The sequence below is a fragment of the Streptomyces sp. NPDC059008 genome (genome assembly GCF_042749045.1).
In the GTDB taxonomy this organism is placed as follows: domain Bacteria; phylum Actinomycetota; class Actinomycetes; order Streptomycetales; family Streptomycetaceae; genus Streptomyces.
This window is the reverse complement of sequence record NZ_JBHYJC010000003.1, coordinates 36,500-60,133: the sequence shown is the minus strand read 5'-3', so window position 1 is coordinate 60,133 and position 23,634 is coordinate 36,500. Positions and strand designations below refer to the sequence as shown.

The window sequence follows — 23,634 nt, the reverse complement described above, 5'->3', positions numbered from 1 at the left end:
ACGGCCGGACAAGCCGGCTGCACGACGAGAGGCGGTGTGCCGTGGGACATGGCGACGATGTGATCAAGGAGCTGACCACCGACCACCGGGAGGTCGAGGAGCTCTTCAAGCAGTTCGAGGACGCGCCGCCGGGTAGTGAGGAGCGCCGGCGTCTGGTGGATGTGCTGACGATCGAGCTGGTGCGGCACTCCGTCGCGGAGGAGGAGTACCTGTATCCGGCGGTGCGGGAGCACGTGGAAGGAGGCGACGCGCTGGCGGACAAGGAACTCGCCGACCACGCGCGTGTCGAACAGCTCCTCAAGGACCTCCAGCAACGTGCGGCCACTGATCTCGATTTCGACCGACTCGTAGTGAAGCTGCGCACCGAGGTGACCGCCCACGTCGACGACGAGGAGAACCGCCTCTTCGCGCAGCTGCGCACCGACGTTCACCCTTACGTCCTCGAAGAGCTGGGCAACAAGGTCCGACAGGCGAAGAAGAAGGCTCCCACCCGCCCGCACCCGGGCGCACCGAGCACACCGCCGGCCAACAAGCTGCTCGCCCCGGGCCTGGGGATGGTCGACCGGGTACGCGACTACCTCACCGGCCGCGGCCAGTAACCGCTCGTCCCGGGGTCTCCCGACGCTACGCGGGGGCGCTCGTCGGGGACGGGCTCGGTGCGCAGCGTGGTGTGCGATGTACGGGATGCCACCGCGGTCCGTGGTCGCCTCGCCGAGATCGCCGATCGCCGATCGCCATGACGGCCTGGACATCGTCATCGCCAACGCCGGCATCATCCAGGTCGGGCGGGACGGAACGAGAGGCGGACGGTAGCGGCCGCCGGGGTGCGGATCTGTCAGCGGGTGCGCAGGCTGAAGGGAGAGGGGAAGGAGATGACATGTCCAAGGAGCGGAAGTCCTCCCATCCGAAGATGGGTGAGGGGCCCAGCAGGCACAAGGGAACCGAGCAGCACGGCTGGTCGCCCGACGTCGACCAGACCGAGCAGAAGAGGAACGAGAGTGCGCATCGGTCCTTCCACCCGGAGCGTTACGCGCCCGAGGCGGACGCCGGTAAGGAAGGCAAGGGCCGGGAGAAGGTGCCGCCGGCGAGCGACGTGAAGAGCGACACCAAGAGTGGCGAGCAGCGCGCCGCCGAGACCGATGAAAAGGGTATGCGGGATCTGGGCCCCAAAGGTCGGTCGCGTCGGCCGAGTGGAACTCGGGATGATGAGGCCCAAACGGGTGTCGATCCGAAGGATTCCTGAGCGGCTCGTGCGGCTCGCCGACGCCGGGCCGACGGGGCCATGGAGCCGGGCCTCCCGTTCAGCCGGACCTCCCGTTCAGAAGAGTTCTTCCGCGGTGGAACTGACGATACGGGCCTGCATATTGCGTTCCATCATGCGCAGGGCGGCCTCCGCGAGGTCCTGGTGGATATGCGCACAGGCGTCCTCGACGACAGTGACACCGAAGTGCCGGATATGGGCGTCGAGCGCCGAGTAGAGCACGCATTGTTCGGTCACCTGACCGCAGAGCACGATCCTGTCGATACCGTGCTGGCGCAGCAGATATTCCAGCGGCGTCTGGTAGAAGATCGAGTGTCGCGCCTTGACCACGAACAGTGCATCGTCATCCGGGCGGACCGGCTCCACCAGGTCCGCGTAGGGGCCACTGAGCACGGTGTCGAGCAGCTCATCATGGTGTGAGCGCCACAGTCCGAAATTGTCATTGACGTAAATGACCTCGATATCGCTCCGCCGAGCCCGTTCGATCAGCGAGGTGAGGTGTGGCAGGACCGTGCGCACCGAGGGGACCAGCAGGTCGGCGTCCTCGTGCTCGTAGGAGTTGAGCATGTCGATCACGACGAGTGCGGTGGCGGACATGGCGAGGGGCCCTGTTCAGCTCGGCCCCGGGCGTTCGCGGCGGCGGGCGTCGAGCCGGGCACGGGGCCGACGCGGGGTGCGCTCGTCGAAGCCTGCCCCGACGGTCACGGACCCACCTCCAAAAGCCGTGCCGGGAGCCCTTTGCCGCGGGACGTTCTCGGTCCGTTCCTGCTCCCCACGGGTCCGCCCGCCTTTCTCCGGATGCCGCACCTCTCACTGTGCCGCGCGGTGGACCGCCTCGCACCTGCGCCGACCCTCACCACAGCCCCTACCCCTGCGCGACCCCGGAGGGTGCCGGGTAGGGGTCGCGGAAGGTGAACGCGAGGGGGCCGGGGCCGTGTGCGCGTACGCTCGCGACCCGCTCCATCGCCTCCGCGATGGTGGGGCGGTGACCGGCCGGGATCCACCACAGGGCCTGGTGCGCATCGGCCATGCGGTGGAACCACTCGCGGCGGCGGCTCAGTACGCGCAGGTGACCGGTCTGGTAGGTGAAGTTCCGCAGGGCTTCGACCGACTCCCAGACCGAGCAGTTGATCAGGAGCATGTCGTCGTTCTCGTCGGGGCGGGCGCCGGTCGCGTCCTCGCCCCCGTCGTCGACCATGCGCCACACGAAACCGGGGCTGCGCTCGGCAAGCGCGTTGATCTCGGGCAGTTGGGCGACGAAGTCGGCCAACTCCGGGCCGTCCAGCGGAGCGACGATGCGGCCGATGTTGACCTGCGCGAGGTGAAAGCCAGTCATGAGCCCAGCATGGCCCGACCCCGCTTCTATAGTCAATGAGTCTATTTTTTAGAAAGCGCCACGCAACACCCGCCGGGACAGGGGTCCATCGTCGGCGACCACTGCTCGGGGGCCAGACCTTCGAGCAGCGCGAGGTTCATCCCGCAGACCAGGGCGGGGAACTCCTCGGCCAGCGCGTGGAAGGGGCAGTTGCGCAGCCGTAGCGTCTCGCCCTCCCAGAAGGGCTGGTAGCCGCGGGCCCGCAGCACCTCGACCAGGTCGTCGGCGGATGCATCCGGATGTGCCGCACCCGCGGCCTTCGCCGCGGCCTGTAGCTCCCGGTCCAGGCCGGCGTTCTCCACCACCTCGGCGAGCAGTCGACCGACCGCGTCGTAGGACCGGGGCGGAACGGACACCGCGTGCTCGCCCTCCGCACGCCGGTACACCTTCGCCGGCCGCCCCGCCCCGGGGCCGGTGCGCCCGGACAGCCGCCGGAAGGACACCGCCAGCAGCCCCGCCTCGACCAGCTTGTCCAGGTGGAAGGCGGCCAGCGATCGGGAGATCCCGACCGCTTCCGCGGCCGCGTCGCGCCCCACCTCACCCGGGGTGGCGGCGACGTGTCGATAGAGCCGACGGCGCACGGGATCGCCCAGCACACCCAGCACCGCAAATGCGGAATCTTCAGCAGTCACGCGCCGATTCTATGACCAATGGGAGTACTTGATACAGAGCTCCGGGGCCCGGGTGGCTCCACGCTACGGGTGGTGGTCGTTGAGCGGGGGAACGCTGAGCAGGGTGCGGTAGGTGACGGTGTCGTCGGGTTCGCCGACGCGGCGACCGTCGGCTTCGACCCAGGCGTGGGCGGCGAAGGGCGGGGTGCGTACCCCGGTGGACCAGGTGGGCCAGGTGCCGCCGAGGCGGCACAACAGGGCCGTGGCGAGGGAGCGTTGGAGGCAGTAGTGCCCGGAGCACAGGACGCTGACGGCCGTGACGTCCTGCCGGGCCCGCAGGGCGGTGGCGTGGTCGGCGGGCCGCGCGCCACGGCGGGCGGCGCGCAGGACGGCCTGTAGACGCTTGGGCGGCAGGTGGGCCAGCAGCCGTGCGCCGGCGACAGCGGTGCGAGCGGCGGCTCGGCGGCCGAGCGGGGGACGGCCGTGGTCGGTGTCGAGGGTCTGGCTCACGGGGCGTCGACCACCAGTCCGCAGCGGGTGAGACGGTCGAGCAGGGCGACGACGTCGGCCGCGGCGCGATCGCGGGGTACGGGGCGGGTGGCGGCGAGTCGATCGGCGATCTGCTGGGGGCCGGCGCCGTCGAGGAGGGCCTGGAGGACGGTTGCGCCGGTGGCGTTGAGTTGCCAGTAGCGGCCGTCGCGCTCGTCCAGCAGGACCATGCCTTCTTCGGTGGGGCAGCAGGCGACGTCAGTGCGTAGCCGTGTCAACGGGGTACTCCTGGTGTGGGTGGCGGCGGGGGACGAGGTGGGCGGGGTCGGGGTGGGCGGCAAGGTCGCGCAGCCACACCTCGGCGGCCAGCGTGTTCTCCAGTTCCGGGGCGCCGCCGATGTTCAGGTCGGGGCTGATCAGGGCGCGGCGCAGGAGTTCCCGGTCGGCGAGGCCGGCGGTGACCAGGTGTGAGGTGTCGGCGATGCCGGCCAGGTGGCGGCGGTGGGTGCGCAGACCGAGGTACCAGTCGGGGCCGCAGTGGTCCTTGGTGGTGCGACGCAGGATGTGTGCGGGCACCAGGCCGTCCATCGCGGCGGCCAGCAGGGGTTTGTAGGCCCAGGGGTGGCCCGCTTCATGGGGGCGGGCGGTCAGGCAGGCGGTCAGCACGGCGTCGTCACAGAAGGGGCTGTCCGTCGGCAGCCCATGAGCGGTGGACGCCTCGTGGAGGAGGGCGGCGCCGCGCCCGGCCTCACGCATCTGGAGGAGCCAGGCGTGCCGGCCGGGGTCGGGATCCAGCGGCTCGGAGTGTTCGGCCGCGCGACGCAGGGCCGTGGCGACCAGGTCCACGGCGTGGTCGCTCGCCCAGGGCGGCAGGGCCGGCCGGGGCCCCCATGGAGCGGGGCCCTGGTGCGTCCCGGCGCCTTCGCGCAGACGTGCGGCGGCGCCGGTGAGCCAGGCCGAGTAGGAGCCGGCGCCCAGCAGGATCCGCGCGGCGGCCGGCAGGCTCCAACGGCCGCGGGCCTTGAACCCGTTCGTCACCCGCAGCGCGGTGAGCGGGCTACGGCGCCACAGGCCGTGGAGGTAGGCGTCGGGGGGCACGAGGGCGTGGTCGCCGCCGTGCCCCGACAGGCGCAGCTCGGCTCCCCGGGCGCGCAGCGCATCGGCCGTGTGGCAGTGCCGTGCTCGGTCGCGCAGGAGGCCCGAGGGCTCCTCCAGGGGCTCGCGGCGTTCGTCGAGACCGGTGAAGCACGCAGGCAGGTCGGCGGAGGCGAAGACCAGGGGCTCGACGTGGGGCAGGTGGTCGGCGGCGCATCGGGCGTAGTGGTGGTCCTGGTTGCCGGGCCGGTTCCAGTGCTGGGTCGAGGTGACCAGATGAGCGCCGGCTTCGGCGGCCAGGAAGCACAGCGAAGTGGAATCCATTCCGCCGGACAGATCCGCGGCCAGCACCCGGCCCGGACGCACGCGCAGCGCCACGGCCGCTCGCAGGGCCGCACGCAACAGGCCCGCGGCGTCCGCCATGGGCAGGTCCGCGGGCGGTGGCCGCCACCACGCGGTGGTGCACGTACGCCCGTCAGGAGCGACGCGGAGAGCGTGGCCGGGCTCGACGGATTCCACGCCGGTCCACATCCCGGCGTCGGCCAACGGGTGCGGCAGACAGGGCGCGGCGAGACGGGCGGCGACTCGGGCCGGATCGAGGCCGGCGTCGGTGAGGTGGGCCAGCGTGCGGGCCCGGTCCGCGCACACCGTCACTCCCCCGACCTCGGCGCGGTACAGGCGCCGGGCCCCGAAGGCGCTCCCGCGGACGTACATGTGGCCGTCCACGGACGCGGCCACATGGAAACCGCCGTGCACCCCGTTCAGCGCGGATTCGACGTCCGCGACCGTACGGACCCTCTTCAGACGGGCCGTCAGGTCCGCAGGTGTCGTGGACGAGGTGCCCACGACCGCCAGCATCCGCCCGCCCTCCGAAGCCAGCACCATCCGCTCCGACGGCCAGGAACCCACCAGCCACGGCCGGCCCGACGGATGACACACCACATCGACGGTCGACTCCCGCAACCGTCCGGCGCATCCCTGCCGCGTCTCCCGATCCGGGAACGCCACGAACCAGCTCGCCACCATGTCACCCACTGCGCAGCCCACCCTCGACACCTCGCGCCCACCCGCGCCCCGGCACGCCTGCCCCGAAGCGCGAACGGGCTCCGGCCCGGTTCGCCGGACCCTGGATTCCTCCCACCGGCGGTGCTCCCGCGAGGCCCCCCACCGGAAGGTGCGGGTGCCGGCCCGCGCCGCATGGCGGTCACGCACCGGCACCCGCACACCGGGTCACGACCAGACGTACCAGGTAGCGCCCGCCTCGGGGTACAGCCCCGTGTTGCCCTGCGTGAGGTCGGCGAAGTCGCCGACCTCGGTCAGCAGCGGGGCCTCGTACACGTCAGCGGTCCCGACGTTCCGCATCTCGAAGTTCTGCGTCTCGATCAAGGTGAACACCTCCAGATCAACACGGGTGGACCAGCCGGCCGCTACCGGCGAGAAGATCTGCTCCGCCGGGCTGAGAGGTTTCGTATGCGTCCACCCATTTCTCACTGAGCCGGATCGGACAAGCCCCTGCGGACGGGACAGCCCGGACATGACTCCGGTAGCGCTCTCAGCACCGACCCGTCGACCCTGGCAGCGGAGAATGAAATGCCGATGAAACAAGGCCGGCAGGTCATCCGGCCGTTGTCGGTGGCCGCCCTGAACTCGCCCGTATCCAGCCCCCATTGCCTCTTCACGGCCGGTTGCGCATCCTGCTGTGATGCGCTTCTCCATCAACGTTCCCAACTTCGGCGACTTCGCGGACCCCCGTAACGTCGCGACCGTGGCGGCCGCTGCCGAACAGGCCTGCTGGGACGGGCTCTTCGTCTGGGACCACGTACTGCACCGACAACACCAGGGGCGCCCCTTCGCAGACCCCTGGATGCTGCTGACCGCGGCCGCGCTGGCGACCTCCCGGATCCGGCTGGGCACGCTGCTGACGCCGGTCCCCCGTTACCGTCCGCAGCAACTCGCCCGCCAAGTGGCCACCCTGGACCACCTCAGCGGCGGCCGGGCGATCTTCGCCGCAGGTCTGGGCGGTCCGATCGAGGACGAATACCGCAGCTTCGGCGACCCCGCCGAGCCACGCGTCCTCGCTGAACGGCTGGACGAGGGACTGGAGCTGCTGCGGCACTTCTGGTCCGGCGAGCCGGTGAACCACCACGGCCGGCACTACGAGGCCCGGGACGTGACGCTGCTGCCCGCCACCGTTCAGCGGCCCGGTCCGCCGGTATGGATCGGCGGGTTCTGGCCGCGTCGCCCGCCGATGCGGCGAGCAGCGCGGTGGGACGGCGCGGTGCCGCTCTTCGAGTCGGCGCGACACGGCCATGTGCCGGACGCGGCAGAAGTACGGGAGCTGGTCGGCTATGTGCGCGAGCAGCGTACGGCAGCGGCCGAGCGTGCCGGGAACCCCTTCGAGTTCGTGCTCGGCGGTGCCACGCCCCTGGACGCGGCCAAGGCCAGGGACGTGATCGGTCCGCTGCGCGACGCCGGCGCCACCTGGTGGGACGAGCGGCAGGTCCAGACGGGCCCCGACCTGGACCGCCTGCCCCCGGTATTGCGCCGCATCGAAGCGGGGCCGCCGGTCGTCTGAGGTGCCTCGGGGCGGCGGCAGGAGTAGACAGGAAAGGTGACGGTCGACGAGCTGGACGGGGACGAGGTCCCGCCAGAGCTGTGCGGCGTACCGGAGCGCACCCGTGCCTTGTGGCCGTCGGCTCCCGACGCAGAGGGCCTGCTGGGCAGCGCCCCCTCACGCCCCTGGCCCGGCGCAGGCGCTCGGACCACACTGGAAGGTGGACTTCGCCATGACGACACCCGCGATCGTTTCACCGCAGGAGTGGGAGGCGGCGCGCCGGCAGCTGCTCGTGGAAGAGAAGCGGCTCACCCACGCCCGTGACGCACTGGCCGCCAGGCGCCGGCGGATGCCGTGGCAGGCGGTGGAGAAGACGTACGCGTTCGACGGCCCCGAGGGCAGGGCGGGTCTGCTCGACCTGTTCGAGGGGCGCCGTCAGTTGATCGTCTACCGTGCCTTCTTCGAGCCCGGCGTCTTCGGCTGGCCCGACCACGCCTGCCGCGGCTGCTCCATGCTGGCCGACCAGGTCGGCCACCTCGCCCACTTGCACGCCCGCGACACCACTCTCGTCTTCGTGTCGCGGGCGCCGCAGCCGGACATCGAGCGCGTCAAGGCGCGGATGGGCTGGGCGATGCCGTGGTACACGATCACCGACGAGTTCGACACCGACTTCGGCGTGGACGAGTGGCACGGCACGAACGCGTTCCTCCGCGACGGCGACCGCGTGTTCCGCACGTACTTCGTCAACGCCCGCGGCGACGAGGCGATGGGCAGCCTCTGGAGCTACCTCGACATCACCGCGCTCGGGCGGCAGGAGACATGGGAGGACTCGCCGGACGGCTACCCCCAGACCCCGCCGTACGAATGGTGGGACTGGCACGACGCATACGGCGAGGCCGAGCCGGCACCGGAGTGGGTGGCCCAGACCAGCCGAGGGCCAAGGCACCGGTGAGCTGACGCCACCGGTCGAGGAGACCGCGATGGGGAAGATCATCATCAGCGAGAACGTCTCGCTCGACGGTGTCGTCCAGGACCCCACCGGCGAGGAGGGCTTCAGCCGCGGCGGCTGGTTCCTCCAGATGGGGGACAGGGACCGCGAGGCGTGGGCCAAGCTCGAGCTCTACGAGGCCCTGGGCGCCACCGCGCTGCTGCTCGGCCGGCGGAGCGATGAGTGGTTCGCCACGCGGTGGCTCTCCCGCAGTGGTGAGTGGGCGGACAGATTGAACGGCATGCCCAAGTACGTGGTGTCCGCCACCCTCCAAGAGCCCCTGTGGAGCAGTTCGACGGCGTCCAAGGGCAGGGTGCTCAAGGGCGACGTGGTGGCCGAGGTCTCCCAGCTGAAGCAGGAGCTGGACGGCGACATCGTCGTCTACGCCAGCATCCGGCTCGTGCAGCTGCTGATGGAGCACGACCTCGTCGACGAACTGCGGCTCACCGTGTTTCCGGTGGTGCTCGGGGCCGGCGAGCGCCTCTTCGGCGAGATCAGCGCCATGAAACCGCTGCGCCTCATCAGCACCCGCACCCTCGGTGACGACCTTGTCTTCCTCACGTACCGGCCCGTCCGGGGCACCCCCTAGGACGCGCCCGCCGCGCCCGCGACTTCGCCGTCGTCCGCCGCGCGTCAGTGGTGGTGGCCGTGCCGGCCGAGGGTCTCCACGGGGGTCGCGCCGGGGCGGGTCCACTGCGGTACGGGGCGGCTGGTCGGGCCCCAGGTGGCGTTCCCGTCCGCGTCCGAGCGCCAGGACCAACAGGCCTGGCGGGCCACGGACGGGTACCCCTCACGGACGTCGCCGATCACGGGCCAGCCCTCGGGGTTGTCCTCCCATGCCTCGCCGCGGCCGTAGGGCGTCATGTCGAGCAGGCCGAGGGACCCGTTGACCCGCTCGTTGCCGCGGCCCGTCGTGGAGTAGGTGAGGAACGCGCGGTCGCCGTCGCGCAGGAAGCAGGTGAGGTGGCCCATCTCGCCGCCGACCGGCGCGTCGACGTCACGCACGGAGTACCAGGGCTGGGTGTAGCCCATGAACGCGACGTAGGGGGCCACCTCGTCCCAGCGGCCCGTGGTCAGGATGGCGAACGAGACGCCGCGGGCGTTGAGGTAGACGGCGTCCTTCAGGTGCCAGGCCGTGGTGGTGCAGCCCTCGCACTGGCCCTGGTGCGGCGCGCCGTCGTACCACATGTGCTGGTAGACCACGAGCTCGTCGCGGCCCTGGAACAGGTCCAGGAACGGGACCGGGCCGTCGGCCCCGACGACCTCGACCGTCCCGTCGAACTCGACCATCGGCAGCCGGCGGCGGGCCGCGGCGAGGGCGTCGCCCTCGCGGGTGTGGGCCTTCTCGCGGACCAGGAGCTCGTCGCGGGCGGCCTGCCAGGTGGCCAGGTCGACGACGGGCGGGCGGCCGGGCGACGCGGTGGTCGGGTCGTTCGGCGTGGTGGTCATGGTGTCCTCCGTGGTGTCACGTGGCGTCTCGTGCCGGCAGCGTCGTACGACGCCCTACGACGGTCACCAGATCAGACTCGTGACCCGGCCGGAACTCATCGGGGCAGGGGCGCCTCGGTCAGGCAGTGGACCGGCCGGGTCACGGTCCAGGTCAGGCCTGGAGGGCGTCGGTCGACCGCCGCAGGGTCGCCCGTACCCACTTGCCGCCCGCGGGATCGAGTCCGCACGTCCAGGACTCGGCGAGCGCAGCGATGATCATCATCCCGCGTCCGCAGTCCTCCTCACGCCCGGCCGCACGCTGGACGGGAAGGATCACGGAGCCGTCGTGCACCTCGATGTGCAGCACATCGGATTCCAGCGCCAGCCGGAGGGCGATCGCGGAATCCGGCCCCCGCTCGCGCCCGTATTCGGCGAGCAGCCGGGCACCGTGGCGAATGGCGTTCGTGGCCAGCTCGCAGACGATCAGTACGGCCGCTTCGATGAATTCTTCGGCCTCGCCCCGGAGCCGCAGAAATTCCGAGGTGAAGGTGCGCGCCTGCCGGGCGGAGGACAGGACTGCCGGCAACGCGCACGAGGCAGAGGTCAGTTCGACATCACGGGGGATGGCGAATTCAGCCACAACAGTCATTTTCCTTGACCCTTCAAGCAAGCAAAGCGTGCGATCAACGCGGCCGCATCTGCGGCTTTTTGCTCATGTGAGCAATAACAGCTCATATATGCAATTTCCCTTCCATTAAAGATCCGTGAAATGCGGTGTCAATAGCCTGCGGCCGCATTTTTGAAAGATGAGCTGGTTCTGCTCAGACGAGCGGTATTGCCGCGTGATGCGTGACGGTGCGCGGCGGAGCGGTGGTGCCCGGTGAACGGGGCGTCATTTCACGGCTCCCAGGGAGAGGCCCTGGACGAGCTTGTCCTGGGCGGCGAACCCGGCGAGGAGCACCGGGAGGGAGATGACGGTGGCCGCGGCGCACACCTTGGCCAGGAACAGGCCCTGGCTGGTGACGAAGCCGGTCAGGAACACCGGTGCGGTGCCGGCCACGGTGCCGGTCAGGACCCGGGCGAAGAGCAGTTCGTTCCAGCTGAAGATGAAGGAGATCAGGGCGGTCGCGGCGATACCGGGCATGGCGACCGGGGCGACGATCCGCAGCAGGGTGGTGTGCAGTCCGGCGCCGTCGATGGACGCGGCCTCCAGCATCTCGACGGGTACCTCGGCCAGGAAGGAGCGCATCATCCATACCGCGATCGGCAGGTTCATGGCGGTGTAGAGGATGACCAGCAGCCAGATGTTGTCGAGCATCCCGGTGTTCTGCGCGACGAGGTAGATCGGCAGCAGTCCGGCGACCAGCGGCAGCATCTTCGTCGAAAGGAAGAAGAACATCACATCGCTCCACTTGCGCACCGGCTTGATCGACAGCGCGTACGCGGCGGGTACGGCCAGCGCCAGTACCAGCAGCGTGGAGACGACCGAGGCGGTCAGCGAGTTGATCAGCGGCGGCCAGGGGCTGACGCCGGTTCCCGCCCCGAAGAACTCGCGGTAGCCGTGCAGGGTGAGCGGGGCACCCACGCTCGGCGGATTGCTCGCCGCGTCCGTCTCGCTGTGGAAGGACGTCAGCACCATCCACGCCACCGGCACGAAGAAGAGCAGACCGCACAGCCAGGCGAGCAGGCCCAGGTACGCGCTCCGGCGGCGCCGGCGGCGGGCGGAGGCGGGAAGCCGGTGTGCGGCACGCGGCGGGCCGGTCATCGGGGGCCTTCCTCGCGGAGCAGGGACGAGACGGTGCGCAGCGCGAGGGTGGCCACGAGCAGGGAGCCGATGAGGACGACGACGCCCTGTGCGGAGGCCCGTCCGTAGTCGTGGGCCTGGTAGAAGGTCTGGTAGATGGTGTAGGGGAGATTGGCCGTGCCCAGGCCACCCGACGTGATGGTGAAGACCGCGTCGAAGTTCTGGATGATGAAGATGGTCCCGAGCAGGGCGGCCAGTTCCAGGTAGCGGCGCAGGTGGGGCAGCGTCAGATAGCGGAAGACGTCGACGGCGGAGGCGCCGTCCACCCGCGCGGCCTCGACGACGTCGGCGGGCCGGCTCTGCAGCCCGGCGAGCAGGATCAGCATCATGAACGGCGTCCACTGCCAGATCAGCGCCACCTCCACGGCGGCGAGCGGAGCGCTGGTCAACCAGTCCGGCTGCGGTGGGTCGTCGCTGCCGAACAGGCCCCACAGCCAGGTCAGTGAGCCGTTGAGGAGCCCGTACGAGGCGTTGAACAAGGCGTGCTTCCACAGCAGCGCGGACGCGACCGGCACCACCAGGAACGGGGTGATGAGCAGGGTGCGGACGATGCCGCGGCCGCGGAAGGTGCGGTCCAGCAGCAGCGCGAGGCCCAGCCCCAGCAGCAGGCTGACCAGCACCACGGTCACCGTCAGCAGGATCGTGGTCCACACCGCGTTGCGCAGTACGGGGTCGGTGAAGACGGCCCGGTAGTTGCCGAAGGCGGCGAAGCCGCGGTTGTCCGGGGCGAGGGCGTTCCAGCGCAGGAAGGAGATCACCACCGTCGCCACGAACGGGAGCTGGGTGACGACGACGAGGAAGACCAGGGCGGGCAGGAGGGGCGCGCGGCGGGTCCGGGCCCTGGCCCGGTCCAGGGCCGGACGGCGGCGGGTGCGGGAGCCTCCGTGTGAGCCGTACCGCGATGCGTCAGTTGCCTCCGTAGGCACGGGCCACCTCCCGCGCCAGTCGCTGACTGTGACGGAGTGCGGCGGGCACGCTCTGCTTGCCGGCGATGGCCGAGCTGATCTCGTGGGAGACCTTGGTGCCGAGGTCGGCGAATTCGGGGATGCCCACAAACTGGATCCCGGGCGCGGGACGGGGCTGGAGGCCCGGGTCGTCGGGCCGGGCCGAGCTGATCGCCCGCTCGGTCGGGCCGGCGAAGGCACGGGCGGACCGGATGTACTGCGGATCGCGGTAGAGGGAGGCCCGCTTGCCGCCGGGCACCTTCGACCAGCCCAGGGTGCGGCCCACCAGCTGCTCGTACTCCTTGCCGGAGGCCCAGCGGATGAACTTCCAGGCCGCGTCCTGGTGCGTACTGGCCTTCTGCACGCCCCAGGCCCAGGTGTACAGCCAGCCCGAGTCGGCGGTCCGCTCCACCGGGGCCGGTGCGTAGCCGACCTTGCCCGCGACCTTGGAATCGGCGCTCTCCAGGGAGCCGGCGCCGGCGGTCGCGTCGTACCACATGGCGACCTTGCCCTGCTGCATGTCGTTGAGGCACTCGGTGTAGCCGGCCTGCGGCGCGCCCGCCTCTCCGTGCTTGCGGACCAGATCGACGTAGAACTGGGTGGCCTTGGTGAACTCCGGGCTGTCGAGCTGCGCCTTCCAGTCCTTGGTGAACCAGGTGCCGCCGAAGGTGTTCACCACGGTCGTCAGCGGGGCGACCAGCTGGCCCCAACCGGGCTGGCCGCGCAGGCAGATGCCCTTCATCCCCTTGCGGAAGCCGTCCAGCTCGGCGGCCATCGAGGCCACCTGCCGCCAGGTGGGACGGGCGGGCATGCGCAGCCCGGCCTCCTTGAACAGGTCCTTGCGGTACATCAGGAACGAGGACTCGCCGTAGAACGGCTCCGCGTACACCTTCCCGTCGGCGGCCGTCAGGGACGTGCGGACCGGGGCCAGGATGTCGCCCTGGTCGAACGCGCGGTCCTTGGCGGCGCGCGTGCCCAGTTCGGTCAGCCAGCCGTTGCGGGCGTAGATCGGCGTCTCGTAATTGCTCACGCTCGCCACGTCGTACTGCCCGGCCTGACTGGAGAAGTCCTGGCTCATCTTGTCGCGCAGATCGTCCTCCGGCAGCACGGTGAAGTTCACCTTGATGCCGGTCTCCTTGGTGAAGTGCTCGGCGGTGAGCTTCTGCAGATCCACCATCTGCGGGTTGTTCACCATCAGCACGTTGAGGGTGTCGCGGCCGCGGTTGCCTACATCGCCGGCGCCCCGGTAGCAGCCGCCGGCCATCACGGCCACGGCCAGGGCCACCCCGGCACCGCCGACCGCGCGGCCGAAACGGCCACGGCCGGTCCTTCCACGGCGTCGTGCTCTCACGGCTGGCACCTTTCACCCGGCCGCGGCAACAATGCCGGTTTCCTTCCGCACTCCCACCAACGGAGCAAAGAACCCGCGCCCACGGACGCGGCGCGCGGGTCGCTGGCCTCCGGTCGCGCAGACGTCACCGTAGAGCACGGCGTGGTCTCAGAGCAGGCTCTCGGCGACCCCGGCGTCGGTGACCACGCCGTTGAAGAGGCCCGTCTTGAGTGCCGCCGCGGCGGCGGTGGCCCGTTCGACGCCGTCGGCCATGAGGATGACGTCGGGGACCTGGCGCAGTTCGTCGAAGCTGATGGCGATGATCCGTTCGGTGAGTTCGGGGACGATGTCGCGGCCCTCGGCGTCGAGCGGCCGGCCGGCGACCTCGGCGCATACGCCCCGGCGCCGGTAGTCCTCCCGGTCGGCGTCGCTGAGCGCGTCGAAGACGGTGGAGAGCCCCGGGCCCCAGCCGCCGACGGTGACGACGGCCTTGGTCACGTCGCCGAAGCGGCGCACCGCGTCGACGACGCCGGGCTGCTCGCGCAGCATCCGGGCCGCCGTGGCGTCGGGCAGCAGCAGGGGTGCGTAGATGGGGTAGACCACGCCCCTGGATATGGTCGCGGCCCGGCGCACCGCCTCGACGGCCGACACGTTGACCGGACGCAGCGGGGTGACTCCGCAGAGCTGGACGACCGTGCATCGGGCGAGTGTGGTCAGTTCGAGACCGAGGGCTTCGACCTCGGGGCCCCAGACGAGGCCGAGGACATCGTTCTCGGTGACGATCTCGGCCAGCAGGTCGGCGGTGACCGCACCGAGGCGGCGGGTGGCCTGGGCCGTGTCGTCCGGGTCTTCGTGCCGGGAGTCGATGACGATGGCGTGCCGCAGGCCGTACCGCGTGCGCAGGGCGTCGGAGAGACCGGCGTCGAGTTCGGCGGGCAGGCGTATCTCCAGCCGGATCAGGCCGTCGCGGAGGGCGGACTCCAGCGTCCGGGCCACCTTGAACCGGCTGATCCCGAACTCCTCCGCGATCTCCATCTTGGATTTGCCTTCGAGGTAGAACCTCTTGGCCATCGCGGCGGTCTGCACCAGGTATTCCGGGCCGGTGTGGTGTGTGCGCATAGCAGCCCTGGCCTTCCGGGACGGGACGCCGTGTCACGTGACTGCTCACGTGAGCACAGACGTCTCATATGCACCTTTTCTCCATTAAAGCCCCCGGGAAGGCGCTGTCAACGCCGCCGTCTCCCGCCGCTCCGCGTGGTGCACGACGGCGGGCGCACCGGGTTCCGTGCGCGGCTCGGGCGTCTTGATGCACAGCACGAGGACGGCGCTGAGCAGATGCAGGGCGGCGTAGATCCACATGACTCCCCCGATGCCGAGCGACCCGATGAAGAGCGTGCCGATGAGCGGACCGAGGGCCATGCTGGCCCCGGCGCCCAGCGTGTAGGCCGACATGATCTGCCCCTTGCGCTCGGGGGCCTGCGCGGTCATCAGCGGGGGCAGCGGGACGTATCCGGCCATGCCGACGCCCAGCGCGCCCGCGGCGATCGCGACGAGCAGGTAGTCGTGCCCCACGGCCTCGGGTACGTAGTACAGCGCCAGGCAGGCGAGGGCCGAGACCACGCCGCCGAGCCAGGCGACGGTCCCACGCCGGCTCCACCGGTCGCCGAGCGCGCCGAAGAGCACCACACAGGCGAGGTTGCTGACCATCATGACGATCAGCAGTGAGGCCCACTCCTGGGCGCGGAAGCCGACCTGGTCGACGAGGTAGAGCGGGACGAAGACCCACACGCCGAACTGGGACGTGGTGTTGACGAGCCGGACCACCGCTCCCATGCCCACACGCGGCTCGGCGAACATGACGGTGAAGCAGCCCAGGAACGTACGGGGCAGGCTGACGCGCTCGGACTCCCTGGACAGGCCCTGGAATCCGGTGCGTTCCCGCAACAGCAGCAGGACGACCAGGGCACCCGCGACGATCATCGCCAGCGACGCCCACAGCGTGTGGTAGAAGCCGATCGAGGGCTTGAGGAACGAGACCAGGGCGGAGCCGAGGACGGGGTAGCCCATGGTGAAGCAGAACCAGAACCAGCCGAGCGCCTTGCCGAGCTGCCGCTCCGGGGCACCCGCCATGATCCAGACCATGAACCCGTAGGCGAACAGCGGATATCCGAAGCCGCGCAGGCCGTAGGTGGCGAGGACCAGCGGGTAGGAGTGGGCGGGGACGGCGACCGCGAGCATCAGCGCGTGGCAGACCACCCAGCAGGCCGCCCCGGCCATCATCACCCGGCGCGGTCCCCACAGGTCGCACAGCCCGCCCGCCAGGAAGGCGCCCACCGCGGCGGTGACTCCGTACACCGTGAAGACGACGCCGACGCCGGCCTCCGCGAAGCCGAGGTCGGTCTTGAAGTACGCGGGCAGATAGCTGGTCTCCACACCGTCGCCGATCATGAACAGCAGAACGCCGACATAGCCCCATATGAGGGCCCGGGGCATCCCGAGGACGGCGGGGCGGGGCAGCGACAGATCGCGCTTTCGGGGTGTGCGCAGCACGGCGGGGACCTCCTGATGGGCCGGGCGTTCGCCCGAACATGGCCATCAGACTGAACAACATCACAGAGAATTTCAAGAGCTTCACATAAAGTGTGTGATGTTCTAGGGTGAGAGCACGGCGACGACCGCCGGCGGAAACGAACGGGGGTGCCCACGATGCGACCGAGCCGCGGCTCCGAGGCAGAGGTGGAGGAGCGCCGGCAGGCGGTGCTGCGCCATGTCGCCCAGGAAGGCGAGATCCGCATCGCCGACCTCGCCGAGCGCATGCGCGTCAGCGTGATGACCATGCACCGGGACCTGGACAACCTCCATGAGCGGCAGTTGCTGCGCAAGGGCCGCGGGGTGGCGACGGCCTTCTCCAACGTCGCCATGGAGAGTGCGCTGCGCTTCCGGGAGAACGCCAACGTCGCGGTCAAGACCGCCATCGCGGACGCGCTGGTGGCGGAGGTCTCCCCCGGCGACACGGTGCTGATCGACTGCGGCTCCACGCTCTTCCCGCTCGCCCGCCGGCTCGCGGCCGTCGAAGGCATCCGCGTCATCACCAACTCGCTGCGCATCACCTACCTCCTGGCGGCCTCGCCGGCCGAGGTGACGCTGCTCGGCGACCGCTTCTACGAGGACTTCGAGTCCTGCGCCGGTCCGCAGACCCGGCGGCAGCTGCAGGACATCCGCGCCGGCGTCGCCTTCGTCACCGCCACGTCGATAAGCGGCGGCCGCCTCTTCCACCCGGTGCGCGAGTACGCGGACAACAAGCAGGCGTATCTGCAGGCCGCCGACCGCGCCGTACTGGCCGTCGACCACAGCAAGTTCGGCCGCACCGCCACCTATCCGTACGGCGATGTCAGCGGCTACGACCTGCTGGTCACCGACGCCGAAACCCCGGAGAGCGAACTCAAGCCCGTCCGCGACCTCGGCGTCGAGGTCCGCACCGTCGACCCCCACAGCTGAGCCGGCCCCGCGCCGCAGCTCCCCGCATCCCCGAGCGCACTCCCCCGAGCGCCGCCCCGAGAAAGGCCCCGATCCATGCGCGCTGTCGTCATCCACACCCCCGGGCACCACGAGGTCACCACCGTCGAGGACCCCACCCCGGGCCCCGGCGAGGTCGTCGTCGCCCCCGCCGCGGTGGGCATCTGCGGCACCGATGTGCACATCGTCCAGGGGGAGTTCGCACCCACCCCGTACCCGATCATTCCCGGCCATGAGTTCACCGGCGAGATCGTCGCGCTGGGGGCGGGAGTGACCGGGCTGCGCACCGGGGAGCAGGTCGCCGTCGACCCGTCGCTGTTCTGCGGCGCCTGCCACTACTGCGCGATCGGGCACGGCAACCTGTGCGAGAACTGGGGCGCGATCGGCGACACCGTGGACGGCGCGATGGCCGAGTACGTCAAGGTCCCGGCGGCCAACTGCTACCGACTGCCCGAGGGTGTCGACATCGCGCAGGGCACGCTGATCGAACCGCTGTCGTGCGCGGTACGCGGCTTCGACGTCCTGCCGCGCCGCCTCGGCGACCACTACCTGATCTACGGCGCGGGCACCATGGGGCTGATGATGCTCCAGCTCGCCAAGGCCGCCGGCGCGGCCTCCCTCTCGGTCGTCGACATCAACACCGACCGCCTGGAGGTCGCCCGACGGCTGGGCGCGGACGCCACGGCGGTGAGCTCCGCGGCGCTGGACCGGCCGCAGGGCTGGGAGACCGTGATCGACTGCACCGGCGTCATCCCCGTGATCGAGGACGGCCTCGGCCGGGTGCGACGCGGCGGCACCTTCCAGCAGTTCGGCGTCGCGCCGTCCGCCGCCAAGGCGTCCTTCTCGCCGTTCCGCGTGTACAACGACGAGATCACCATCGTCGGATCGATGGCCGTCCTGCACAGCTTCGGGCGGGCCGTGGACCTGATGGCCAAGGGGGTCATCGACGCCGACACGATGATCACCCACAGCTTCGGGCTGGACGACTTCGCCACCGCCCTGCAGACGTTCCGCGACGGATCGGGCCGCAAGATCCAGCTCCGTCCGCAGGCCTGAACCCCCTTACCGTCCCGTCGAGTTGCACGGAAGCGACATCGTCATGCCCACAGTTGCCGGGGTGGACTCCTCTACCCAGTCCTGCAAGGTCGTCGTCTGCGACGCCGACACCGGGAAGGTCCTCCACCAGGGCCGCGCCGCCCATCCCGACGGCACCGAGGTCTCCCCCGAGGCCTGGTGGCAGGCGCTGCTCCAAGCGGGCGACGGCCTGCTGGAACACGCCGACGCCATCGCGGTCGCGGGACAGCAGCACGGCCTGGTCGCCCTCGACGGGGCCGGCCGACCGGTGCGCGACGCACTGCTGTGGAACGACACCCGCTCCGCGCAGGCCGCCGCGGATCTCGTCGCCGAGCTCGGCGGGCCGGAGAAGTGGGCCCGGGCGGTCGGCACCGTACCGGTCGCGGCCATCACCGTCGCCAAGCTGCGTTGGCTGGCCGAGCACGAGCCGCACCTCGCGGACCGCACCGACCGGGTGCTGCTGCCGCACGACTGGCTGACCTGGCAGTTGTGCGGCGGCCCCGGTACCGGCGCCGAAGCGGTCACGGACCGGGGAGACGCCTCGGGTACCGGCTACTGGTCCCCGGCCGAGGGCGCCTACCGCAGGGATCTGCTCGCCCTCGCCTTCGGCGGCCGGGTCCCCGAACTGCCCCGCGTGCTGCGCCCGAACGAAGCGGCGGGCCGCACACCGTACGGGGCCCTGGTGGCGGCGGGCACGGGCGACAACATGGGCGCGGCCCTGGGCCTGGGCATCCAGCCCGGCGACGTGGTGATCTCGCTGGGCACCAGCGGCACCGCCTTCGCCCTCTCCGAGCACCCCGCGGGCGACCCCACCGGCGCCGTCGCCGGCTTCGCCGACGCCACCGGCCGCTTCCTGCCGCTGGTGTGCACCCTCAACGCCGCCCGGGTCCTCAGCTCCACCGCCCGCATGCTCGGCATCGCCCTCGACGACCTCGACCCCCTGGCCCGCGAGGCCGAGCCCGGTGCCGGCGGCCTGGTGCTGCTCCCCTACCTCGGGGGCGAGCGCACCCCCAACCTCCCCGAGGCCGCGGGCAGTCTGATGGGCATGCGCAAGGCGAACATGCACCCGCCGAACCTCGCCCGGGCGGCCGTCGAGGGCATGCTGTGCAACATGGCCGACGCCCTGGACCGGCTGCGCGCCCAGGACGTCAGCGCCCGTCGCGTCCACATCATCGGCGGGGCGGCCAAGGCTCCGGTGGTCGGCGAGATCGCCGCCGAGGTCTTCGGCACCCCGGTCACCGTGCCCGAACCCGGGGAGTACGTCGCCCTGGGCGCCGCCCGGCAGGCCGCCTGGGCCCTGGCGGGTACGCCCGAGCCGCCGCAGTGGCCGCTCGCCGCGGCTCGGCAGATCCCCGTACCGTCCGACGGCTCGGCCGGCCGCCGCATCCGCGAGGCCTACGCACAGGCGCGGTCGCTGGTGTACGGGTGACCGACCTGCCGCCCGGCGACCGACAGGTCCGATGCCGCGTCAACCGAGCGCGTTCTTGTCGGAGTTCACGCCCCTCCGCACGAACAGACGGGCGAGCGGGCGGGTGACGCGGATCACATAGTCCAAAAGAGACGATGACGCTCCTGAGGCGTCGGTTCCGCGATTGGCTGAGGACGCAGTCCTTGTTCCGACTGCTGTAGCCCACACGGGAAGTGATCGCATGTTACGTGTGTTACGCGCCCTCGGCCTCACCCTCCTCCTGGCAGGCATGACCATCGCCGCGGCCCCGTCCGCGAGCGCCGACACCCGCACGGCCGTCGGAGGCGGAACCGGCATTATCTTCCGGCTGAAGCCCACGCCGGAGACGCCCACGAGCTACTACATCTGCACCCTCACCGCGGTCGGCCGGGACTCGGCCGGCAACCTGGTGGGGCTGACCAACGCGCACTGCTTCATCGACGAGCAGGGCAACAAGCTGGTCGGCGAGCGGGTCTACCGCGACGCCTCGCCGGCGGGCACGGCCTTCTCCCCCGCCCCGATCACCGACAGCCGCCCCGACCTGGAAACCGGGGCCATCGGCACGGTGACGTACGTCGGCACACCCAACAACCTGCTCAACTCCGGCCCCAAGGGCCTGGACTACGCGGTGATCAAACTCGACGAGAGCCGGGTCGCCCCCACCAGCACCGTCGGCCAGGTGACCATCACATCGATCGGCGCCCCGCCCGCCAACGGGACCCGCATGTGCAAGGAGGGCCACCGGACCGGCCTGACCTGCGGCGTGAAGCTGGGCACCAACGGGATCTGGTTCACCCACCTCATCTGGACCGACGGCGGCGATTCGGGTTCCCCCGTCGTCAACGGTCAGACGCTGGTCGGCAACGCCTGGGGCGCCCAGCACAGCTCGCCGATCCTCAGCATCATCGACGCGATGAACACCCAGGGCGGAGTCGGCGCCGGGTTCCATCTCGCCACCTGAACCGCCCCGCACCGCACCCCCGTCCCCCGGTCCCGCCTCCTCGGCGGGCCGGGGGACGGCGCCGTTCCGGGCCCCGGGCCCCGCGACGATCCCCCCAAGGGCGCTTTCCCCTGCCGGGTCGTCGGGAAAGAACCGCGTCAACTCGGTGCGCGCCCCCTTGCCAAGGCAGATCGTACGTGTTCGGATTATCTCCGTCGGGTGGCCCCGATCGTGTCGTATCCGCTGGTCAACCCCTGTGCCGCGGGGCGATTTCGGGCTGCCCCGCGCTGCCCCGTCCCCCTCGACCGGCGCGTCCCGAGCAGGGCCGCCGGATGCCGCGGCCGGCACGAAGGCCGTGATCGGTACCCGTAGGCGAGCCCTGGGAGGAACCCCGTGTTCGATCTTTCGTCCGTCGATCTGCTCGATGCGTTCACCCGCGAACTGCGGCTGTGCAAGGTGCGCAGCGGCGAGCATGTCGTCGTGCTCGCGGAGCCCGGCAGCCGTGGCGACTACGTGGCGGCGGCCTTCGGCGCGGCGAAGGCGTGCGGTGCGCACGTCATCGCCGCGACGGTGCCGGGCGGCAGTCCCGCCCCGATGCCCAGCACCCACACCGGTGCGGGCCCGGGCCTGGTCTCCGTCCTCCACGACACCACCGCGCAGGACCTGCTGAAGTCCGCGGACCTGGTCGTCGACCTGACCCGTGAGGGCTTCATCCACGCACCGGTGCAGCAGGAGATCCTGCGCGCGGGCACCCGCATCATCTTCGTCTGCGACGCCCCCGACGTGCTCGTCCGCAATCTGCCCGAGGAGGGCGACAAGGCCGAGGTGCAAGAAGGCGTCGACCTGTTGGAGCGGTCGTCCGTCATGCGGGTCACCTCGGACGCCGGCACCGACCTGACCGTGCAACTGGCGGGCGCCGAACCCGAGTTCCAGTGCGGGTTCGCCGACGATCCGGGCCGCTGGGACCACTGGCCGAGCACGATGGTGCTGTGCTGGCCGGAGATCTCCGACGGGCAGATCGTGCTGGCCGAGGGCGACATCCTGCTGCCCTTCAAGGAGTACGTGCGCGACCCGGTCACGCTGCAGATCGCCGGCGGGCACATCGAGAAGGTGTCCGGCGGCGCGGAGGCCGCGATGCTGTCGACGTTCTTCGAGGACGCACAGGACCAGTGGGCCCGCAGCCTCTCCCACATGGGCTGGGGCCTGATGCGCTCGGCCGACTGGTTCGCCACCGCGATGTACGGCAAGGACGACCTGATGGGCATGGACGCCCGCGCCTTCGCCGGGAACTTCCTGTGGTCGACCGGGCCCCATCCGGTGCTGGGCCGTGAGTCCTACGCCCATCTCGACATCGCCATGCGCGGCTGCACCGTCGCGGTGGACGGCACCGAAGTGGTCACCGCGGGACGGCTCGCCGACCGCTGAGCGCGCCCGCCGTACCGCGAACCGTCCGTAGTAGCCCGCGAGTTGGAGGAAGAGTGGCGTCCAGTCAGTCGTACGAAGTCGGCGTCGTAGGGGGAGGTCTCGGTGGGCTGACCGCCGCGCTGGCGCTGCGGCAGCGCGGTCTGCGGGTCACCGTCCTGGAGCAGGCGGCGCAGCTCGGCGAGGTCGGCGCGGGCATCCAGACCGCGCCCAACGCCAGCCGGATCCTGCTGGGCCTCGGACTGCGCCGGCAGATGGAGGCCATCCACACCGAGCCGCTCGACCAGGTGCGGCGGCGCTGGAAGGACGGCCGCGTCATCGGCCAGACCTCGCTGGGGCAGCGCTGCACGGACGAGTTCAACGCCCCCTACTGGCACTACCACCGGGCCGACCTGCACCGCATCCTGCTGGACGCGTGCCTCGACCCCGCGGGGCCCGGCCCCGTCGTGGCGGTGCACACCGCGAGCAGGGTCACCGCGCTGGACCGCACGGATCCCCAGCGCCCCGTGGCGGTCACCGAGGGCGGCCGGCGCCACCCCTGCGACGTGCTGATCGGCGCCGACGGGATCCGCTCGCGGGTACGCGAGCTGATGGGCGCCCCCGACACGCTGCTGTTCTCCGGCGAGATGGCCTACCGGGCGTTGATCCCGGGCGAGCTGATCGCGGCCGACCCGGCGACGCGCTGGCTCGTGGACCGCTACCAGAGCACGATCTGGTACGGGCCCGACCGGCACCTCGTGCACTACCTGATCCGCGGCGGCGAGTACCTCAACATCGTGGCGTGCGTGCCGTGCACGGACGAGGTCCGCGAGAGCTGGACGCTCCCCGCGACGGCCCAGGACCTCGTCGACGCCTTCCCGGGGTGGGACGACCGGGTACCGGCGATGCTGTCCAAGGCGAAGGAGGACGTCTCCGTCTTCGCGCTCCACCACCGGCGGCGTGACCCGGTGTGGATGGACGGACGCGTCGCCCTCCTCGGCGACGCCTGCCACGCGATGCTGCCCTACCAGGCACAGGGCGCCTCGCAGGCCATGGAGGACGCCGCCGTCCTCGCCGAGGAGCTGGGCGCGGTCACCGCCGGCGGCGTCGAGGAGGCGCTGCGCCGCTATGTCGACCGGCGCGCCCGACACGCCGGAATGGTCCAGGACGCCTCACTGCAGAACAAGACCTTCTACCACCTGCCCGACGGCCCGGAGCAGCGGGCCAGGGACGCGAAGCTGCGGAACTTCGACGGCGAGTCGGACCTGTCGTACCGCTGGCTGTGGGGCGGCACCCCGCTCAACGACCACGACAGCGGCGCATTCTCCTACCAGTTCGCCCGCTGAAAATTCTTCTTGCAGGAACCTGCATCCGACA

General features: G+C 70.9%; 26 protein-coding genes. 12 read left to right on the top strand and 14 right to left on the bottom strand.

Annotated elements, in window-relative coordinates:
- The first annotated feature begins 41 nt into the window (after window positions 1–41).
- The 3 genes from ACFWZH_RS05565 (at window position 42) to ACFWZH_RS05555 (ending at window position 1,243) form a co-directional block, all read left to right on the top strand.
- Window positions 42–599, top strand: coding sequence for a hemerythrin domain-containing protein (locus tag ACFWZH_RS05565; protein WP_384425834.1), 558 nt, complete (start codon window positions 42–44; stop codon window positions 597–599).
- A gap of 85 nt (window positions 600–684) precedes the next feature.
- On the top strand, window positions 685–813 hold the full coding sequence (locus ACFWZH_RS05560; protein ID WP_384425832.1) for a hypothetical protein: 129 nt from the start codon (window positions 685–687) through the stop codon (window positions 811–813).
- Between the two features lie 64 nt (window positions 814–877).
- Window positions 878–1,243: a hypothetical protein gene (locus tag ACFWZH_RS05555; RefSeq protein WP_384425830.1), complete on the top strand. Its 366-nt coding sequence runs from the start codon at window positions 878–880 to the stop codon at window positions 1,241–1,243.
- A gap of 75 nt (window positions 1,244–1,318) precedes the next feature.
- Here the strand turns inward: ACFWZH_RS05555 and ACFWZH_RS05550 are convergent, their stop codons facing one another.
- The 7 genes from ACFWZH_RS05550 to ACFWZH_RS05520 all read right to left on the bottom strand — a co-directional run bounded on the left by ACFWZH_RS05550 (window position 1,319) and on the right by ACFWZH_RS05520 (window position 6,217).
- Window positions 1,319–1,858, bottom strand: a complete 540-nt coding sequence (locus ACFWZH_RS05550) for a cysteine hydrolase family protein (RefSeq protein WP_384425827.1) — start codon at window positions 1,856–1,858, stop codon at window positions 1,319–1,321.
- A gap of 268 nt (window positions 1,859–2,126) precedes the next feature.
- Window positions 2,127–2,597: a DUF3291 domain-containing protein gene (locus ACFWZH_RS05545; RefSeq protein ID WP_384425825.1), complete on the bottom strand. Its 471-nt coding sequence runs from the start codon at window positions 2,595–2,597 to the stop codon at window positions 2,127–2,129.
- 41 nt (window positions 2,598–2,638) lie between these two features.
- Entirely contained in the window at window positions 2,639–3,268 is a 630-nt protein-coding gene (locus ACFWZH_RS05540) for a helix-turn-helix transcriptional regulator (protein WP_384425822.1), read from the bottom strand.
- A 63-nt stretch (window positions 3,269–3,331) separates the two neighbouring features.
- Window positions 3,332–3,757, bottom strand: coding sequence for a lasso peptide biosynthesis B2 protein (locus ACFWZH_RS05535; RefSeq protein WP_384425819.1), 426 nt, complete (start codon window positions 3,755–3,757; stop codon window positions 3,332–3,334).
- Window positions 3,754–4,014, bottom strand: a complete 261-nt coding sequence (locus ACFWZH_RS05530; protein ID WP_384425816.1) for a lasso peptide biosynthesis PqqD family chaperone — start codon at window positions 4,012–4,014, stop codon at window positions 3,754–3,756. The genes ACFWZH_RS05535 and ACFWZH_RS05530 overlap by 4 nt, the downstream gene beginning before the upstream one ends.
- Window positions 3,995–5,878, bottom strand: coding sequence for an asparagine synthase-related protein (locus ACFWZH_RS05525; RefSeq protein ID WP_384425813.1), 1,884 nt, complete (start codon window positions 5,876–5,878; stop codon window positions 3,995–3,997). Before ACFWZH_RS05525 ends, ACFWZH_RS05530 begins: the two co-directional genes overlap by 20 nt.
- Window positions 5,879–6,061: 183 nt before the next feature.
- A complete protein-coding gene (locus ACFWZH_RS05520) occupies window positions 6,062–6,217 on the bottom strand; it encodes a lasso RiPP family leader peptide-containing protein (protein WP_384425811.1) in 156 nt (51 codons plus the stop codon).
- 316 nt (window positions 6,218–6,533) lie between these two features.
- Here ACFWZH_RS05520 and ACFWZH_RS05515 point away from each other — a divergent pair, with 316 nt between their 5' ends.
- The 3 genes from ACFWZH_RS05515 (at window position 6,534) to ACFWZH_RS05505 (ending at window position 8,962) form a co-directional block, all read left to right on the top strand.
- On the top strand, window positions 6,534–7,406 hold the full coding sequence (locus ACFWZH_RS05515; protein ID WP_384425807.1) for an LLM class flavin-dependent oxidoreductase: 873 nt from the start codon (window positions 6,534–6,536) through the stop codon (window positions 7,404–7,406).
- Between the two features lie 211 nt (window positions 7,407–7,617).
- Window positions 7,618–8,337: a DUF899 domain-containing protein gene (locus ACFWZH_RS05510; RefSeq protein ID WP_384425804.1), complete on the top strand. Its 720-nt coding sequence runs from the start codon at window positions 7,618–7,620 to the stop codon at window positions 8,335–8,337.
- Between the two features lie 28 nt (window positions 8,338–8,365).
- The gene (locus ACFWZH_RS05505) at window positions 8,366–8,962 is read left to right on the top strand and encodes a dihydrofolate reductase family protein (RefSeq protein WP_384425803.1); all 597 of its coding nucleotides are present in this window, start codon (window positions 8,366–8,368) and stop codon (window positions 8,960–8,962) included.
- A 44-nt stretch (window positions 8,963–9,006) separates the two neighbouring features.
- On the opposite strand, the gene ACFWZH_RS05500 is transcribed toward ACFWZH_RS05505, so the two are convergent.
- From ACFWZH_RS05500 to ACFWZH_RS05470, 7 genes are all read right to left on the bottom strand, one after another.
- Window positions 9,007–9,822 carry a DUF899 family protein gene (locus ACFWZH_RS05500; protein WP_384425800.1) on the bottom strand — a complete coding sequence of 272 codons (816 nt, stop codon included), beginning with the start codon at window positions 9,820–9,822 and terminating at the stop codon, window positions 9,007–9,009.
- A gap of 151 nt (window positions 9,823–9,973) precedes the next feature.
- Window positions 9,974–10,441: an ATP-binding protein gene (locus ACFWZH_RS05495; RefSeq protein WP_384425797.1), complete on the bottom strand. Its 468-nt coding sequence runs from the start codon at window positions 10,439–10,441 to the stop codon at window positions 9,974–9,976.
- Between the two features lie 252 nt (window positions 10,442–10,693).
- A complete protein-coding gene (locus ACFWZH_RS05490; protein ID WP_384425794.1) occupies window positions 10,694–11,566 on the bottom strand; it encodes a carbohydrate ABC transporter permease in 873 nt (290 codons plus the stop codon).
- Window positions 11,563–12,459 carry a carbohydrate ABC transporter permease gene (locus tag ACFWZH_RS05485; RefSeq protein WP_384426763.1) on the bottom strand — a complete coding sequence of 299 codons (897 nt, stop codon included), beginning with the start codon at window positions 12,457–12,459 and terminating at the stop codon, window positions 11,563–11,565. Before ACFWZH_RS05485 ends, ACFWZH_RS05490 begins: the two co-directional genes overlap by 4 nt.
- A 52-nt stretch (window positions 12,460–12,511) precedes the next feature.
- Window positions 12,512–13,900, bottom strand: coding sequence for an ABC transporter substrate-binding protein (locus ACFWZH_RS05480; protein WP_384425792.1), 1,389 nt, complete (start codon window positions 13,898–13,900; stop codon window positions 12,512–12,514).
- Between the two features lie 147 nt (window positions 13,901–14,047).
- Window positions 14,048–14,998 carry a sugar-binding transcriptional regulator gene (locus tag ACFWZH_RS05475; protein ID WP_384425789.1) on the bottom strand — a complete coding sequence of 317 codons (951 nt, stop codon included), beginning with the start codon at window positions 14,996–14,998 and terminating at the stop codon, window positions 14,048–14,050.
- A gap of 84 nt (window positions 14,999–15,082) precedes the next feature.
- The gene (locus ACFWZH_RS05470; protein ID WP_384425786.1) at window positions 15,083–16,429 is read right to left on the bottom strand and encodes an MFS transporter; all 1,347 of its coding nucleotides are present in this window, start codon (window positions 16,427–16,429) and stop codon (window positions 15,083–15,085) included.
- A gap of 156 nt (window positions 16,430–16,585) precedes the next feature.
- Between ACFWZH_RS05470 and ACFWZH_RS05465 the strand changes: the two genes are divergently transcribed.
- The 6 genes from ACFWZH_RS05465 to ACFWZH_RS05440 all read left to right on the top strand — a co-directional run bounded on the left by ACFWZH_RS05465 (window position 16,586) and on the right by ACFWZH_RS05440 (window position 23,603).
- Window positions 16,586–17,377: a DeoR/GlpR family DNA-binding transcription regulator gene (locus ACFWZH_RS05465; RefSeq protein WP_384425783.1), complete on the top strand. Its 792-nt coding sequence runs from the start codon at window positions 16,586–16,588 to the stop codon at window positions 17,375–17,377.
- A gap of 75 nt (window positions 17,378–17,452) precedes the next feature.
- Window positions 17,453–18,451 carry a zinc-dependent alcohol dehydrogenase family protein gene (locus ACFWZH_RS05460; RefSeq protein WP_384425780.1) on the top strand — a complete coding sequence of 333 codons (999 nt, stop codon included), beginning with the start codon at window positions 17,453–17,455 and terminating at the stop codon, window positions 18,449–18,451.
- Between the two features lie 43 nt (window positions 18,452–18,494).
- On the top strand, window positions 18,495–19,898 hold the full coding sequence (gene xylB / locus ACFWZH_RS05455; protein WP_384425777.1) for a xylulokinase: 1,404 nt from the start codon (window positions 18,495–18,497) through the stop codon (window positions 19,896–19,898).
- Between the two features lie 220 nt (window positions 19,899–20,118).
- On the top strand, window positions 20,119–20,877 hold the full coding sequence (locus ACFWZH_RS05450; RefSeq protein WP_384425774.1) for a trypsin-like peptidase domain-containing protein: 759 nt from the start codon (window positions 20,119–20,121) through the stop codon (window positions 20,875–20,877).
- A gap of 372 nt (window positions 20,878–21,249) precedes the next feature.
- The gene (locus ACFWZH_RS05445; RefSeq protein WP_384425771.1) at window positions 21,250–22,281 is read left to right on the top strand and encodes a hypothetical protein; all 1,032 of its coding nucleotides are present in this window, start codon (window positions 21,250–21,252) and stop codon (window positions 22,279–22,281) included.
- A 53-nt stretch (window positions 22,282–22,334) separates the two neighbouring features.
- Window positions 22,335–23,603, top strand: a complete 1,269-nt coding sequence (locus ACFWZH_RS05440) for an FAD-dependent monooxygenase (RefSeq protein ID WP_384425768.1) — start codon at window positions 22,335–22,337, stop codon at window positions 23,601–23,603.
- Window positions 23,604–23,634: the final 31 nt, after the last annotated feature.